Raw genomic sequence first — 15339 nt, forward strand, 5'->3', positions numbered from 1 at the left:
TTGAAAATCAGCTCTCGAGCATTCCGGCATTCGAGTCGCCAAGCGCGCGCATGAAATGATTGGGGCCGACCTGCTCGACGACGGTGGACTCAGGACGGCTGAGCGAGCGCACCTTTTCCGCCTGTTCGAGGAAACGCGCGCTTCCGCCCGTCACGAACGGCCGGCTGCCATCCGGAACGGCTGAAAGCAGCAACCGCGTATAGGGATGGCGGGGATCGGAGAGGACGGCATCGGTATCGCCCCATTCGACCATTTGACCGGCGAACATCACGACGATCTCCTCGGCCACATGTGCGGCCGTCGCGATGTCGTGGGTGATATAGAGCATGGCCAAGTCGTTTTCACGCTTCACTGTGGCGAGCAGATCGAGAATGTCCTTGCGGATGGAGACATCGAGCATCGAGGTCGGCTCATCGGCGACCAACACGCTCGGCGCGACCGCCAACGCGCGGGCGATGTTGACGCGCTGCCGCTGCCCGCCCGAAAGCTCATGCGGGAATTTTTGCCGGGTCAAATCGGGTTCCAGCCCCACGCTTGCCAGCAGGCTGGCAATCTCTTCGGCAAGATCCGCCCTCGCGCCGTTCTGCCGGTGCAATTGCAGCGGCCGCGCCAGATGATGGCTGACGGTGAAGGCCGGGTTGAGCGACGAGAACGGATCCTGGAAGACCATCTGCACCTCTCGGCGGTAGCGATGCTCATCCTTGGCCTCGCCGCGGGCGGTCAGATCCTGTCCGCGGAAAAACAGCCTGCCGCCGGTCGGCTTGTCCAGACGCGCGATGATGCGGGCGCAGGTCGTCTTGCCGCAGCCGGATTCGCCGACCAGCGCCAATGCCCGGCCGGGAAAGAGCGAGAAGGACACACTTTTCAGCGCCTGGACCGGGCCGAAATTGCGCTTGATGTCTTCGAGCCGGATCACGGCATCCGTGACAACAGCATCAGTCTCCGCTTTCATGCCAGGACCCCCGAGAGATGCGGATTGCCCGGAAGCTGTGGAATGGCATTCCAGAGCTTGCGGGTATAGGCGTGCAGCGGCGCCTGGGCGACCTGCCGCACGTCGCCCACTTCAACGAGTTCGCCCTTCAGCATGACGCCGATGCGCTGGCAGAGCTGCGCCATCAGATGCAGGTCATGGGTGATGAAGAGCACCGAGAAACCATAGCTCCGCTGCAGATCGACGACCTGCTCGAGGATCTCCCGCTGCACGACGACGTCGAGCGCGGTCGTCGGCTCGTCCATGATGATGAGTTCGGGCCTCAGCGCCAGGCAGATCGCAATGACGATGCGCTGACGCATGCCGCCGGAGAACTGGTGCGGGTAATCGCCGATGCGATGGGTGGGAATGCCGACAAGGCGGAACATCTCCTCGGCCCGAGCTCTTGATTCCTCGCGCGAACAACCGGTGTGCCGGTAGAGAACGTCGTGGAACTGCGCCTCGACCCGCATCAGTGGATTGAGCGAATTCATCGCGCTCTGAAAGACCATGCCGATGCGCTTCCAGCGGATACGCTGCAGCTCGCGTTCCGGCAGCCTCAGGAGATCCTGTCCGGTGAGCCGGATGCTGCCGCCGCTGATCCAGGCCGGCGCCTTGGAAAGACGGGTGATGGCATAGGCGATCGTGCTCTTGCCGCAGCCGGATTCACCGGCCAGCCCGAAGATCTCGCCGCGGCCGATAGTGAAGGAGACGTCCTTGACGGCGCGAAACTCTCCCTTGTCGACGAGGTAGTCGACATTGAGCTTGTCGATTTCCAGCAGATTGTCGCTCATCGGCCAAGCTCCAGTTCCCGGTTGCGGGCGCGGGTGAGGCGGAACCAACGTGTCAGCGCCGGGCCGGAGCGCAGCTGCGGATTGGCGATCTCGTCGAAGGTGAAATTCAAAAGCGCAAGGCCAAGCCCCGTCAGTGCGATGCCTGCTGCCGGCACGCCGATGTCCCACCATGCGCCGACCATGATCGCCGAGGAATTCTGGGCATTGTAGAGCATCGTGCCCCAGGAGACCTTCAAGGGATCGCCAAAGCCGAGATATTCGAGCGTCGTCTGGGCAACGATGGCGTAGATGATGCTGCCGACGAGGTTGATGCCGATCAGCGTCGTCAGGTTCGGCAGGATTTCCACGAAGATGATGCGCCAGGCCGGCTCTCCGATCATCTTGGAGGCCGTGACGAAATCACGGTTGCGAAGCGCCATCGTCTGCGAGCGCGTCATGCGGGCGCCCCAGGGCCAGGAGGTCAGCGCGATGATCGCCATGATCGTCATCGGCCCCACCGTGCCGGCGAAGGAGGCGAGCAGGATTAAGAGCGGCATGTTCGGCACGACAAGCACGGCGTTGGTCGCAAGGTCGAGCACCGCATCGGTCCTGCCGCCGGCATAACCGGCGACGAGGCCGATGGCCGTGCCGAGAACGGTGATGGCAATCCCCGTGGCAAAGCCGACGGAGAGAGAACTGCGGGCGCCCCAGACGAACTGGCGATAGACGTCCCGCCCCATCTTCGTGGTGCCCATGACATGTTCGATCGATGGCGGTTGGTGCGACCGCCCGACACGCGCTCCCGGCTCGCCGGGCGCGACGATCGGCGCAAACAGCGCCATCAGCCACAGGGCAACAATGATGACGAGGCCGGCCAGCGCCTTCTTCTGCCTGAGAATAGGCCGGAGTCCGAAGCCCATTATACGGCCTCCCGCAATCTGGGATCGACGAGCCCATAAATGAGGTCGACGAGGAAATTGGCGCCGAGCGTCGCGAGCGTCATCAGCAGTAGCTGTCCCTGGATGACCGGGTAATCGCGGGCGATGCTCGCAGTATAGAGCGTCAGTCCCAAGCCGGGATAGTTGAAGACGATCTCGGTAACGATCGAGCCGCCGAAGACGGCGCCGAGCATCAGCGCCAGGTTGGTCAGCACCGGAAGCATGGCATTGCGCGCGCCGTAACCGAACATGACCGTGAGGTGGCTGAGGCCCTTGGCACGCCCCATAGTCACATAATCCTCGCCGAGCACCGAGATCATCGACGAGCGCATCGTCGTCTGGAATTCGCCGATCAGGAACGGTGACAGCGTCAGCACCGGCAGGATCGCATGGGCGAAGACGCTGCCGACGAAGGTGAAATCGAAGGCAGGATCGAGGTTCGGATCATAGGCATAGCCGACAGGAAACCAGCGCAGCGAGACCGCGAAGACGAACAGCGTCGTCAGCGCCACGATGACAGGCGGCACCGAAATCATGATCACGGAGAGCGGCGAGACGATCGTGTCGAAGCGCCCGCCGCGGCGCCAGGCCGAGATCGCGCCAAGCACGACACCGACGCAGAGCGAAAAGATGACCGCGGTCGTCACGAGAAAGACCGTCCAGAGCGTCGAGCGGCCAAGGACCTGGACGACGGTCTGGGGATAATATTTGACCGAGACGCCGAGATCGAAGGTCGCAAGCCCCTTCACGTAATCGACGAACTGCCAGAGCATCGGCTGGTCGACCGCGCCGAAGCGCGCCTTGATCGCCTCAACGGCCGCGGGTGTCGCCCGCGGGCCGAGCTGGGCGACCATGGCATCGACCGGACTCCCCGGCATGAGCCGGGGAAGGATGAAGTTCATGACGATCGCGAACGCCAGGGCGACCACATAGACGCCGAGGCGCCGGCTCGAAACGCGCATTTCCGCTCCTTCGCGAGGCTCAGCTGACCGGCTTGAGGCGCAGCAAATGCATCAGGCGCATGCGGTTATTGTCATGATCCTCCGGATTCATGACGGGATCCTTGTCGGTGACCCAGCCGGTGAAGCGTTTGCTGGAGAACTGATACCAGGTCGGCCCGTTGAACACCGGCACGACGGGGAAGTCGTCGGCAATCAGCAGCTGGATGTCGTTGAAGATCTTCTTGTGATCATCCTCCGACGTTGCCTTCAGATATTGATCGAAAAGGGCGTCCAGCTTCGGGTTCGAATAGCGCGAGGGCGCGCCGGTGATGCGCCCGCCATAGGCGGTCGACAGGCTCTGATAATAGCCGCGGAACGGGGTTGCGCCGTCGGCGCGGGAGTTCATGACGACCTCGAAGCTGCCGTCGATGATCTGCTTGCGCCATTGTTCGTATTCCGGCGTGGCAACCGACGCGTTGATGCCGGCGGCGCGCAGCCCTTCGACCGCGATCTGCACCGCGTCGATCCAGTCCGTCCAGCCGTTCGGAACGATGATCGGGAAGGCGATTGGCTTGCCGCCTGGCGTCGTGCGGAAACCGTCGGCGCCTTTCTTGTAGCCGGCATCGTCGAGGATCTTGTTGGCCTTCTCGGTATCGAAGCCCATGAAGGCGTCCTTGTCGCCTTCGGCGCCCTTGTTGCGCCAGGTCTCGAAGCGCGGCGGCAGGCCGGTCGCATGTTCGTTGACGACGGGATAGCCGAAGCCGGCAATATCGACCATCGATGCGCGGTCCATGGCAAGGCTGAAGGCGTGACGGAAATTCAGGTCCTTATAGGCCTCGAGGTTGCCTTCATTGCCGCTCTTGAAGTTCATCTGGAAGGCGACGGTTTCGGCCGGCGGCTGCCAATAGCCGTTGTGATCGGCATCGAGCGCGACGAAGGTCTTGTCGATCTGCGGGATGAAGGAGCCGATCCAGTCCATATTGCCTTCCGGCAGGATGGCAAGCATCTGGTCGTTGCCCGAAATCTGCGGCAGCCGGAGGCAGTCGACGTGCAGCGAGGCAGCATCCCAGTAATTCGGGTTGCGGCACTGCTCGTAGACCTGCGGCGTGAAGCGGCGCAGCTCCGTCATCGGGCCGGAGCCCACAGGCTTCTCGTTTTTGAAGGCGACCGGATCGGAAACGTCCTTCCAGATATGCTCGGGAACGACGGCCAGATCCGCAAGCGATTCCGGGAAATCGGAATTCACCGCCTTGAGATCGATCCTGACCTCGGTCGGCGACGGCGTTTCGACGGAGGCAACGCTCTCGCCGACGCCGACAGTGTCGAGGGCGGCGTTCTTCAGCATCAGATCGATCGTGTATTTCACGTCGGCCGACGTCAGCGGTTGGCCGTCTGACCACTTCACGCCTGACCGCAGCGTATAGGTCACCGATTTCATATCCTCGGAGAATTTATAATCAGTCGCCAGGCGAAACACCGGCTTGCCGCCATCCTCGGCATTGAAGATGACCAGGGGCTCGTAGATGAAATCCATCGTGCTCTGCCGGCGGCCGGCGAGGTCAAAGGGATTGAAGTTCTGCACCCAGCTGGTCTGCTCTTCGATGTGCATCGTCAGCACCGATTCAGCGGCTGCACCACCTGCCCCAAAAACGACGAGTGCCGTCAGGGCGGTTGCCGCCGCCCAGCCGGCACGCACGGAAATATTGCGGATTGCCCTCTTGCTCGATCTCATTCCAATGTTCCCCTTGTGCTTTATTTTTGTAGTCAATCAAATTGATTTAATATTGATAGTCAGTTTCCCGCCGACCCGTCAATTGCCGATCTCAAATTTCTGCAGCGACCTTTCGGCTCAGCTCTTCGGCAGAAATCAATGCAGGATTCGCCCGTGAGATGGCCGGCGGATCAGGGTCTTCCGAGGTTTCACGTCCCGTTTCGAGAAAAATATCGGGCCATGCGCGCCGCGTTAACCATTAAGGTACTTTTAAGTACGATAATTAACCCAACGGTGGCGAATTGATCGGAAACACGGATCGATAAGCATGAGGCTGCTCGCCACGGCCGGGATGTTCCCCGGGATGCAACACATTCAACCTCCGAAGCAGGCGAATTTCCCATGACGAGCATCAATACGAACAATTCAGCGATGTCTGCCCTTCAGACGCTGCGCAGCATCAACTCCAATCTCGAAACGACACAGAACAGCGTTTCCACCGGTTACCGGGTCGACACCGCATCCGACAACGCCGCTTACTGGTCGATCGCAACCACGATGCGGTCCGACAACAAGGCGCTCTCCGCCGTGTCCGACGCGCTCGGCCTCGGCGCAGCAAAGGTCGATACGGCTTATACGGCCATGGACAATGCGATTGACGTCGTCGACGAGATCAAATCCAAGCTCGTCGCAGCAACCGAGGACGGTGTCGACAAGTCCAAGGTCCAGGAAGAAATCAGCCAGCTGCAGGAACAGCTGGCGAGCATTGCCCAGTCGGCGTCGTTCTCGGGCGAGAACTGGGTTGCGGGCGCGGATGGCACGAAAAGTGTCGTATCCTCCTTCGTTCGCGACGGTTCCGGCGCCGTTTCCGTTAAGATGACGGAATACACCCTGGATACCAGCTCCGTGGGCAATGTGTTGTTCGGCATGAGCGGCGGGTCGATCGAAACCTCCACGGGTATTCTCGGAACGGCTGATGCATATGGCAATTCCGTCTATTCGCTCGATATCACGAACTTCACCACCGGTCAGATCCAGTCGGCCCTGTCGACCATCGAATCCGCGCTATCGGCAATGACCTCTGCCGGTGCGCAACTGGGTTCGATCTCGACGCGCATCGACTTGCAGGAAGACTTCGTCGGTGCGCTTTCCGATTCGATCGACTCGGGCGTGGGCCGGCTGGTCGATGCCGATATGGAGGAGGAGTCGAGCAAACTCTCCGCCTTGCAAACACAACAGCAGCTGGCGATCCAGTCGCTGTCGATCGCGAATTCGTCGTCGCAGAACATCCTGTCGCTCTTCCGCGGCTAATCGTCCTGGCCGCAAAGGAGCCGAGCGCATAAAACGCCCGGACCGCATTCGCCGATCGAAGATCGAGCCTGGCCCTCCCGGTCAGGCTCGATTGCGTTGGTGACGTATTTGTGTGGGCAGGCTCTATCGCTTCCGTCCTCATCCGAACTATGGTGTCGCGATCGGCGGAATCGCGGTCCATTTCTTTGCTTGAACCATGCCGTCGGTCGTCTCGATCGTAAACGCGATCAGCCTTGGCTTTCGCAGTCGGGAGCGAAGAATGCAGTGTGCGGGATCATCGCATGTCGGAACGACTTGAATCTGCCCATTCTGGTGAAACGCCCGCCATCGTCTGGCTCGGCTTTCTGGCGATGTGCGTCGGCATGTTCATGGCGATCCTCGACGTCCAGGTGGTGGCGACATCGCTGCCGACCATTCAGTCGGCGCTCGGCATCGATCCGGATCAGATGAGCTGGATACAGACGGCATATCTCATCGCCGAAGTGGTGGCGATCCCGCTCACCGGCCTGCTGACGCGGCTTCTGACGATGCGGTGGCTGTTCGTCACCGCCATCAGCCTGTTCGTCGCCGCCTCCGCCGGCTGCGCGGCCAGCGGCAGTTTCGGTGAGCTGGTCGCCTGGCGGGTGCTGCAGGGTTTTTCCGGTGGAACCCTGATCCCCTCGGTATTTTCAGCCGTGTTCATCCTCTTTCCGAACGAGCGGCAGGCGTTGGCGACGACCATCGCCGGCGTGCTGGCGGTGCTGGCGCCGACCGTCGGGCCGATCGTCGGCGGATGGTTGACGCAGACCTATTCCTGGCATTGGCTGTTCCTGATCAACATCATCCCCGGCATCGTCTCGGCAATCCTGGCGGCGCGCTTCCTGCAGCGGCAGGCGGCCGATCCGTCCGAGCTTCGGCATCTCGACGGTCTGTCGCTTCTCTTGATGGCGACCGCGTTGACGAGCCTGGAACTCAGCCTGAAAGAGGCGCCGACCAGCGGCTGGACCTCGGCCTATGTGCTCGGCCTGCTGGCCCTCTGTCTTGCGTCGGGAGGCCTGTTCACAGGGCGAACGCTCTACCGAAGCCGGCCGATCGTCGATCTCGGCAATTTCGGCGACCGGAACTTTCTCGTCGGCTCGGTGCTGAGCTTCGTGCTCGGCATCGGCCTCTTCGGCTCGGTTTATCTCATGCCGGTCTTTCTCGCTTTCATCAGAGGCCACGACGCGCTCGCAATCGGCATGACGATGCTGGTCACCGGGATTGCGCAACTGATCACCGCGCCGATCGCGGTGGCGCTGGAGAAGCGCATGGATGCGCGGCTGCTGTCGGCCGCCGGTTTCGCCTTGTTTGCGATCGGCGTCGGGATGAGCGCGTTTCAGGATCCCCGCTCCGATTATGACGCGATGTTCTGGCCGCAGGTCGTGCGCGGCGTCGCCATCATGTTCTGCCTGCTGCCGCCGACGCGGCTGGCGCTCGGCACGCTTCCGCCGGATCGCATCCCCGATGCGAGCGGTCTTTTCAATCTGATGCGCAATCTCGGCGGGGCGATCGGCATCGCGCTGATCGACACCATCATCTACACCCGCTCGGAACCGCTGGGACAAGGCCTCTGGACCCGTCTTCAATCCGGCGATATCGAGGCTGCGACATTTGTCGGCGCACCTCTCCAGGCCATATCGGGACATAGCGGCAGCTTCGATGCGGACACGATGGCGGTGCTCGATCCGCTGGTCCAGACCGCTGCAAGCGTCCAGGCGATCAACGAAGCCTGGCTGGTCATCGCCGTCCTGACCGGCTGCGCCCTGCTATCGGTGCCCTTCGCCAGGCGGCCAGCGCCGGTATGAAGACCGTCACGGTGACGAACCCGCTTTAAAGAGAATCAGCCAACAAGCGGAACTCTGAATATCGAAGGCTCTCTGTTTTAAGAGTATGAGTATTGGCGTTGGGCATGACGCAGGTACAAATTACATAAGATGCTAACGGTTGTATGAGCGAAATTTTACGTCGCTTGCGGTAGTTGTGAAGGTGAAATGCTGCGCGAGGTGCCATGATCCCCTGTAAAAGGTCATTAGTTTTGGTCTTGTTTGCTACCGCTTCGGCCGGATGCTCGTCGGAAACCAAAAGTCCTGATATTGCGAAGTTTACGAGTAGTGAACTCCATGCTTTGGGTTCGTCCTGCGGCGGGGACTTTCTCGCTGTGGACGAGGATAACTTCGTTCTCGTTGGAACGAGCGGGAAACGTGTTCTTCAGAAGAATGTCAAATTATCCGATCTCGGTTCTCATCGTCTTACGATAGCATCCCGTCACGGTTCGATCGATTTGGTGACGACCTTCGCTCTTAAACACGACAATACCGTTGCTGTATTCGAAGACATCAACTTTGTTCCGGAACTCACGCCCGAACAGTTAGACGAACTCAAGCTTCCTCGCGATCTGAAAACCACGATGACAAGAACCTTCAAGGAGAAGTTTCCAACCTTGGTGCTGTGCCCGCGCCCGGCGACTTGAGCTCCCCGGATTGATGTGGACGTCTCCTATCGGCGCATTGTTGTCATCTCTGTCACAGCGGTAGTAGTCGAAACGGCAAGGCGCATGGTCACAGTGTGAAGCAAACAGAACTTACGTTCGATGGCTCGTTTTTCAATTCGTCACGGTCAATGCAACGCAATGCCGTAGCCAGTTGGGTTTCTAGGGAAGTCGATGTGATATCTTTGGCTTCTGAATCTGTTTCACTTTCCACCAGTGTTTATTGCGCTCCAATGTGAGTTCATCAGTCGCGACACCTTGCCGATCTTCCGGCCGCCGGTAAGATTTCTCTCAATCATTTTGCGTCATCCTCCAGTTCCCCTCTGAAGCCAATCGACGAGATCTCAATGGCCCCGAACCTCACGCGCAGTTTTCAAATGCCTCGACGCGAGGAGCTTGGCCTCGTCACGATCAGCAACGGGTCCGGCCTGTCGGTATCGGCCCTGCCGAACGGCACGCTGTTTGCCATCGAATATGCCGACGACAAGGGATCGGTGCAGATCAACCAGATCCAGGGATCGCCGCTGTTTGGCGGCGTCAGTCGCCTTTATCTGCGCATCGGCGGCGCGGCGCCTGAGGTCGTCGAGATTGTCGGGCCCCGCGCCAATGGCGGCTTCGGGCACGATGCGACGAGCCTTTCCTGGAGCGGCGAAACAGGCGATATCGGCTACGCCGTCCGTCTTGAGCTGCATCCTTCCGAAACGGCCTGGTTCTGGCGCGTCTCCATCCGGCATCGGAAGGATGGGACGCTGCCGGCGGATCTGGTGCTGATCCAGGACGTCGGTCTCGGCGATCTCGGCTTCCTGATGAACAGCGAAGCCTATGCCTCGCAATATGTCGATCACCATATTGCCGATCATCAGACATTCGGCCCTGTGGTGATGAACCGGCAAAATCTCAAGCAGTCGGGCGCCCGCAATCCCTGGCTCGCGCAGGGCTGCGTCGATGGCGCGGCTGCCTATGCCACGGATGCGATCCAGCTGGTGCAGGCGAAGAACCGTCTCGACGATCTGCTGGTCGGCCCCTTCGGCACCAGCCTGCCGAGCAAGCGGCGCCAGCAGGAGACGGCATGTCCCGCCATCCAGTCGAAATCGCTCTCCGTGCCGGCAAGTGGGGCGACCGCGACCTTCTTTGCCGTCTTCGCCGCCGACCATCCCGAGGCGTCGAGCGATGCCGACCTTTCGCGGCTCGATGGGCTGGCGACGACGGACAATACGGCCGCCGATATCGCAGAGGCGGCGCCGGTGCGCAGCCTGCTGCAGGATGCCGCCCTGCTGAAGGCCGAAACGCTGGACAAAAAGGCGATCAGCCAGCTTTATCCCCAGCGCAGCCTCGAAGAGCGGGTCGGCGGAAAGCTGTTGTCGTTTTTTGTCTCCGACGGCGTTTTGAACCGCCATGTCGTGCTGCGCGACAAGGAACTCATGGTGGCCCGCCGCCACGGCGCGATCGTTCGTAGCGGCCAGAATATGCTGCTCGACGATGCGACGCTTGCCGCGACCTGCTGGATGCAGGGCATTTTCGCCGCGCAGCTGACGATCGGCAATACCTCCTTTCACAAACTCTTTTCCGTGTCCCGCGACCCCTACAATCTGACGCGCGCCAGCGGGCTGCGCATCATGGCGGATCTTGGCGCCGGCTGGCAGCTGCTGGCGGTACCGTCGGCTTTCGAAATGGGTCTCAGCGATTGCCGCTGGATCTATCGCCTCCCCGAACGCACGATCATCGTTTCGGCGGTCGCCTCCGGCGAGGATGCGGCGATGCAGTGGACCATTTCCGTCGAGGGCACGCCGTGCCGCTTCCTGGTGTTCGGCCATGTCGTGCTCGGCGAGCGCGAATATGATGCGGGCGGCCAGATCGAATTCGACACCTCGGGCAAACGCATCCTTTTCCGGCCGGACCCGGCCTGGCTCTGGGGCGAGCGTTATCCCGATGCCAGCTATTGGCTGGTGAGTTCGACACCCGATGCCATCGAGGAGATCGGCGGCGACGAACTGCTTTATAGCGATGGGGTGGCGCGCAACGGCGCCTTCGTCGCGCTCCGATCCCGACCGACGCGGGTGATTTCCTTCGCCGTCGTCGGTTCGATGACCGATGCGGCGGAAGCCGAGCGCCTGGCGCAGCGCTATGAGGCCGGCGTCACCGACGAGGCCATGCTTGCGCCGGCATCAAAATTCTGGCGCAACGCCGTCCGCGGCGTAACGATCGGCAGCACCTCGCCCGATCTTGCGGCGCAGACGGCCCTGCTACCCTGGCTCGCGCATGACGCCATCGTGCATTTGAGCGTGCCGCATGGCCTCGAACAATATACCGGCGCTGCCTGGGGTACACGCGACGCCTGCCAGGGTCCGATCGAATTCCTGCTCGCCTATGAGCATGACCGCGAAGCCAAAGAGGTGTTGAAGACCGTCTTCAGCGAACAATATCTGGAGAAAGGCGACTGGCCGCAATGGTTCATGCTGGAGCCCTATGCCAATATCCGGGCGGGCGATAGCCACGGCGATATCGTCGTCTGGCCGCTGAAGGCGCTCTGCGACTATATCGAGGCGACCGGCGATCTCGCCTTCCTCGACGAGAAAGTCTCCTGGCGCGATGAGAAGACGATGGCCAGGGCGAGGGAAGCCGATACCATCGCGATCCATGTCGAGAAGCTGCTCGATACCGTCCGTGAAGCGTTCATCCCGGGAACGCATCTGATCCGCTATGGCGAGGGAGACTGGAACGATTCGCTGCAGCCGGCCGATCCGCATCTGCGCGACTGGATGGTCAGCAGTTGGACCGTCGCCCTGCTCTATGAGCAGATCGTCCGTTATTCCGCGATCCTGCGCCGCCTCGGCCATGGCAACAAGGCCAAGGGACTGCGGAAGATCGCAACCGCGATGCGCCGGGATTTCAACCACCATCTCGTGCGTGACGGCGTCGTTGCCGGCTACGGTATCTTCGATCCCGCCCATGACGGCGTCGAATTGCTGCTGCACCCGAGCGACCGGCGCACCGGCCTGCACTTCTCGCTGATCTCGATGACGCAGGCAATGCTCGGCGGCCTGTTCACGCCGGCGCAGAGACGCGATCATATGAAGCTGATTAAAGAGCATCTGCTCTTCCCCGACGGCGTGCGGCTGATGGAGAAGCCGGCGACCTATGCCGGCGGACCCGAGACGCTGTTTCGCCGGGCCGAATCCTCCTCCTTCTTCGGCCGCGAGATCGGCTTGATGTATGTGCATGCGCATCTGCGCTATTGCGAAACGCTGGCGCTGGAGGCCGAAGCGGAAGAGCTCTGGAAGGCGATCGCCGTCGTCAATCCGATTTCGATCACGTCAGCGCTGCCGCATGCGTCGCTGCGCCAGCGCAATACCTATTTCAGCAGCAGCGATGCGGCTTTCCATGACCGCTACCAGGCGGCGGCCGAATGGGAGCGCGTCAAGGCGGGAGAGATCGCCGTCGACGGCGGATGGCGCATCTATTCGAGCGGCCCCGGCCTCTACACCAGGAGCTTCGTCGAAAACATCCTGGGCTTCAAACGGCGCTTCGGCCGGCGCAAACGCAAACCGCTTCTTCCCGCGATCCACGCTTCCGTCGATCTGCACACCGACCACGCCGCCTGGCGGCGGCTGATGAAGCCGAAGCCTGAGCTGTAAGAAGGATTATACCGTAGCGTCGCGCAACTCTTCGAAGCGCGCCGCACTTTTCGACAGGTGGGTCCGGATGGCACGGCGTGCGGCGGCCTCCTCTCGGTCACGGATCGCCGCGAATATCGCGTGGTGTTCCCGGCGCATGCGTGCCGCATGGCGCTTGCGCTCGACTGCCGTCATCTTGTCCAGGCGCGCCCATTGCCGCGGCACCATGATGTCCCCGAACGTATCGAAGAGGCGGCTGTAATAGGAGTTCTGCGTCGCGACCAGAATGGACCTGTGGAAGGCGTAATCCTCCTGCGCGCCGTAACCGCCCTCCTCGAGCGCCTTGTCGAGGGCATCGAGACGATCCTGCATGCGGTCGATATCGTCCTGCGTGCGTCTCAATGCGGCAAGGCCAGCGGCTTCGTATTCGATCCCCATGCGCAGCTCCAGCACGCGCAGAACCTCGTCGATCGATTGCAGGTCGTTGGGAATGATGGAGAAGGATCGGGTCGTCGGATCGTTCGCGACGAACGCCCCAAGGCCTTGCCGCGTGGTGATCAGGCCTTTCGCGCGCAGCGCGGCGAGCGCTTCGCGAACGATCGTCCGGCTGACGCCGGTCGCCTGCATGATCGCCTGTTCGGTCGGCAGACGCTGGCCGGGTTTCAGGTCGCCGGACTCGATCTGCGCCGTCAACGTATCCGCAAGGCCGCTGCGCAGGTTATTGACCGGCTGCCGCATGGTGTTGAAGACCACCTTGTCCCTGTCCGTCATCCCTATTGAATCCTGCCTGTCGATGCGGCTGCGCCGGCCTCATATCCTTTTGCTAGCGCATGCCGGCGAGAAAGGCAAAATGACGCCGGTCACGGCAGCCTGATGCCGACAGCGCCGCATGTCTTCCCAGACGCACGACGCTGTCGCACTTTGAATTATGCAGTCGCATTCAATGGGCGGATCACCGCGCCAGCCAACCGCCGTCGACGGGCAGCACCGTTCCATGCACGTAGTCGGACGCCGACGATGCCAGGAATACGGCAGCACCGCCGAGTTCGGACGGCGTTCCCCAGCGCCCGGCCGGGATGCGGGCAAGGATGGCGGCATTGCGGTCGGCATCCTCGCGCAGCGCCGTGGTGTTGTTGGTCACGAAGTAGCCGGGGGCGATGGCGTTGACGTTGACGCCCTTGCCGGCCCACTCGCAGGCCAGCAGCTTGGTCAGTCCGGCAAGCCCGCTTTTCGAGGCGGTATAGGACGGGATCCGGATGCCGCCCTGGAAGGAGAGCAGCGAGGCGATGTTGATGATCTTGCCCCTGCCCTTCTCGACCATATGGCGGCCGGCCGCTTGCGACAGGAAGAAGGCGGTCTTCAGATTGACGTCGATCACCGCATCCCAGTCCTCCTCGGTGAAGTCGAGCGCATCGGCACGGCGGATGATGCCGGCATTGTTGACGAGGATGTCGAGGCCGCCGAAAGTCTGGATGGTCTCGGCGACGATCCCCTTTACCGGTTCGATGCTGGCGAGATCGGCCTTGATGACATGGAAGCGGCTTCCCGCTTGCTTCACCAGCGCCTCGGTTTCGTCCATCGAGGAGCGGCCGACGGCGACGATCGACGCGCCGGCCTCGGCCAGCGCCGCCGCGATCGCCTGGCCGAGGCCGGTATTGGCGCCGGTAACGACGGCAGTCCTGCCGGACAGGTCGAAGGGATTGGCCACGGCGCTCACCTCAGATCCGCAATGGCGATATGGTCCATGTCGGTGAAGCTCTTATTGTCGCCGGCCATCGCCCAGATGAAGCTGTAGTTCTTGGTGCCGGCGCCCGAATGGATCGACCAGGGCGGCGAGATGACCGCCTGCTCGTTGGCGACGAGCATATGCCGGGTCTGTTGCGGCTCGCCCATGAAGTGGAAGACGCGCTGCTCGGCTTCGAGATCGAAATAGAGATAGGCTTCCATGCGGCGGTCATGCGTATGGGCCGGCATGGTGTTCCAGACGCTGCCCGGCTCGATCATGGTGAAGCCGAGCGTGAGCTGGCAGGACTGGCAGACGTCCGGATGGATGAACTGGTAGATCGACCGCTTGTTGGCCGTCGCGGCTTCGCCGGGCGTCAGGTGACGGGCCTTTTCGCGGGTGAGCAACACGGTCGGGTGCGTTTGATGGGCCGGAGTCGAGACCAGATAGAACTTTGCCGGATTGGCGGCATCGGCGCTCTCGAACCGGATATCCTTGGCACCCTTGCCAGCATAGAGGCAATCATACTTGGCGAGATCGTAGCTGGTACCGTCGACGACGATACGGCCGGCGCCGCCGATGTTCAGCGCGCCGAGTTCACGCTCGGCAAGGAAGGTTTCCTGTCCGATCGCCGTCGGCGCCGTCAGTGTCAGCCCGGTATCGAGCGGTGTGGCGCCGCCGATGACCATGCGGTCGTAATGGGAATAGGTGAGCCGGATCTCGCCGCCCTCGAAGATGGTCTCGACCAGAAAGTGACGCCGCAGCGTTTCGGTGTCGAAATTGCGCACTGCCTCGGGATGGGAGGCATGTCTGACGTCGGTCTGCATGTCGAATTCCTCAGTTTTCGTTGTC

The 15339-nt window shown here is 61.7% G+C and carries 12 protein-coding genes; 4 read left to right on the forward strand and 8 right to left on the reverse strand.

Going from position 1 to position 15339, the window contains the following annotated elements:
• Window positions 1-7 precede the first annotated feature (7 nt).
• Genes NE851_RS05225 through NE851_RS05245 form a run of 5 tightly spaced genes read right to left on the reverse strand, consistent with a single transcriptional unit; the run spans window position 8 to window position 5354 of the window.
• Window positions 8-952 (reverse strand): ABC transporter ATP-binding protein, encoded by a 945-nt coding sequence (locus NE851_RS05225; RefSeq protein ID WP_097594712.1) that lies wholly within the window; start codon window positions 950-952, stop codon window positions 8-10.
• A complete protein-coding gene (locus NE851_RS05230; protein WP_097594711.1) occupies window positions 949-1764 on the reverse strand; it encodes an ABC transporter ATP-binding protein in 816 nt (271 codons plus the stop codon). The genes NE851_RS05225 and NE851_RS05230 overlap by 4 nt, the downstream gene beginning before the upstream one ends.
• Window positions 1761-2663 (reverse strand): ABC transporter permease, encoded by a 903-nt coding sequence (locus NE851_RS05235; RefSeq protein ID WP_063476213.1) that lies wholly within the window; start codon window positions 2661-2663, stop codon window positions 1761-1763. The genes NE851_RS05230 and NE851_RS05235 overlap by 4 nt, the downstream gene beginning before the upstream one ends.
• A complete protein-coding gene (locus tag NE851_RS05240; RefSeq protein ID WP_097594710.1) occupies window positions 2663-3643 on the reverse strand; it encodes an ABC transporter permease in 981 nt (326 codons plus the stop codon). The genes NE851_RS05235 and NE851_RS05240 overlap by 1 nt, the downstream gene beginning before the upstream one ends.
• Window positions 3644-3662: 19 nt before the next feature.
• Window positions 3663-5354, reverse strand: coding sequence for an ABC transporter substrate-binding protein (locus tag NE851_RS05245; protein WP_063476215.1), 1692 nt, complete (start codon window positions 5352-5354; stop codon window positions 3663-3665).
• Between the two features lie 381 nt (window positions 5355-5735).
• Here NE851_RS05245 and NE851_RS05250 point away from each other — a divergent pair, with 381 nt between their 5' ends.
• The 4 genes from NE851_RS05250 to NE851_RS05265 all read left to right on the forward strand — a co-directional run bounded on the left by NE851_RS05250 (window position 5736) and on the right by NE851_RS05265 (window position 12785).
• On the forward strand, window positions 5736-6644 hold the full coding sequence (locus NE851_RS05250) for a flagellin N-terminal helical domain-containing protein (RefSeq protein WP_063476216.1): 909 nt from the start codon (window positions 5736-5738) through the stop codon (window positions 6642-6644).
• 281 nt (window positions 6645-6925) lie between these two features.
• Window positions 6926-8467, forward strand: a complete 1542-nt coding sequence (locus NE851_RS05255; protein WP_097594709.1) for a DHA2 family efflux MFS transporter permease subunit — start codon at window positions 6926-6928, stop codon at window positions 8465-8467.
• 203 nt (window positions 8468-8670) lie between these two features.
• Window positions 8671-9132 carry a hypothetical protein gene (locus NE851_RS05260; RefSeq protein WP_097594708.1) on the forward strand — a complete coding sequence of 154 codons (462 nt, stop codon included), beginning with the start codon at window positions 8671-8673 and terminating at the stop codon, window positions 9130-9132.
• A gap of 365 nt (window positions 9133-9497) precedes the next feature.
• Window positions 9498-12785, forward strand: coding sequence for a GH36-type glycosyl hydrolase domain-containing protein (locus NE851_RS05265; protein ID WP_097594707.1), 3288 nt, complete (start codon window positions 9498-9500; stop codon window positions 12783-12785).
• A gap of 6 nt (window positions 12786-12791) precedes the next feature.
• Here the strand turns inward: NE851_RS05265 and NE851_RS05270 are convergent, their stop codons facing one another.
• The 3 genes from NE851_RS05270 to kduI all read right to left on the reverse strand — a co-directional run bounded on the left by NE851_RS05270 (window position 12792) and on the right by kduI (window position 15314).
• Window positions 12792-13535 carry a FadR/GntR family transcriptional regulator gene (locus NE851_RS05270; RefSeq protein WP_047613318.1) on the reverse strand — a complete coding sequence of 248 codons (744 nt, stop codon included), beginning with the start codon at window positions 13533-13535 and terminating at the stop codon, window positions 12792-12794.
• Window positions 13536-13716: 181 nt separating this feature from the next.
• Complete coding sequence (gene kduD, locus NE851_RS05275) at window positions 13717-14481, reverse strand: 2-dehydro-3-deoxy-D-gluconate 5-dehydrogenase KduD (protein WP_280178053.1); 765 nt, start codon at window positions 14479-14481, stop codon at window positions 13717-13719.
• Window positions 14478-15314 (reverse strand): 5-dehydro-4-deoxy-D-glucuronate isomerase, encoded by an 837-nt coding sequence (gene kduI / locus NE851_RS05280; protein ID WP_097544647.1) that lies wholly within the window; start codon window positions 15312-15314, stop codon window positions 14478-14480. Before kduI ends, kduD begins: the two co-directional genes overlap by 4 nt.
• Between the last annotated feature and the right edge of the window lie 25 nt (window positions 15315-15339).

The sequence above is a fragment of the Rhizobium anhuiense bv. trifolii genome (assembly GCF_024346605.1).
GTDB lineage: Bacteria > Pseudomonadota > Alphaproteobacteria > Rhizobiales > Rhizobiaceae > Rhizobium > Rhizobium anhuiense.

What these genes read in the sequence shown, in the direction of transcription:
- NE851_RS05225 (WP_097594712.1), bottom strand. Translation starts at nt 952, where the DNA reads ATGAAAGCGGAGACTGATGCTGTTGTCACGGATGCCGTGATCCGGCTC.
- NE851_RS05230 (WP_097594711.1), bottom strand. Translation starts at nt 1,764, where the DNA reads ATGAGCGACAATCTGCTGGAAATCGACAAGCTCAATGTCGACTACCTC.
- NE851_RS05235 (WP_063476213.1), bottom strand. Translation starts at nt 2,663, where the DNA reads ATGGGCTTCGGACTCCGGCCTATTCTCAGGCAGAAGAAGGCGCTGGCC.
- NE851_RS05240 (WP_097594710.1), bottom strand. Translation starts at nt 3,643, where the DNA reads ATGCGCGTTTCGAGCCGGCGCCTCGGCGTCTATGTGGTCGCCCTGGCG.
- NE851_RS05245 (WP_063476215.1), bottom strand. Translation starts at nt 5,354, where the DNA reads ATGAGATCGAGCAAGAGGGCAATCCGCAATATTTCCGTGCGTGCCGGC.
- NE851_RS05250 (WP_063476216.1), top strand. Translation starts at nt 5,736, where the DNA reads ATGACGAGCATCAATACGAACAATTCAGCGATGTCTGCCCTTCAGACG.
- NE851_RS05255 (WP_097594709.1), top strand. Translation starts at nt 6,926, where the DNA reads ATGTCGGAACGACTTGAATCTGCCCATTCTGGTGAAACGCCCGCCATC.
- NE851_RS05260 (WP_097594708.1), top strand. Translation starts at nt 8,671, where the DNA reads ATGATCCCCTGTAAAAGGTCATTAGTTTTGGTCTTGTTTGCTACCGCT.
- NE851_RS05265 (WP_097594707.1), top strand. Translation starts at nt 9,498, where the DNA reads ATGGCCCCGAACCTCACGCGCAGTTTTCAAATGCCTCGACGCGAGGAG.
- NE851_RS05270 (WP_047613318.1), bottom strand. Translation starts at nt 13,535, where the DNA reads ATGACGGACAGGGACAAGGTGGTCTTCAACACCATGCGGCAGCCGGTC.
- kduI (WP_097544647.1), bottom strand. Translation starts at nt 15,314, where the DNA reads ATGCAGACCGACGTCAGACATGCCTCCCATCCCGAGGCAGTGCGCAAT.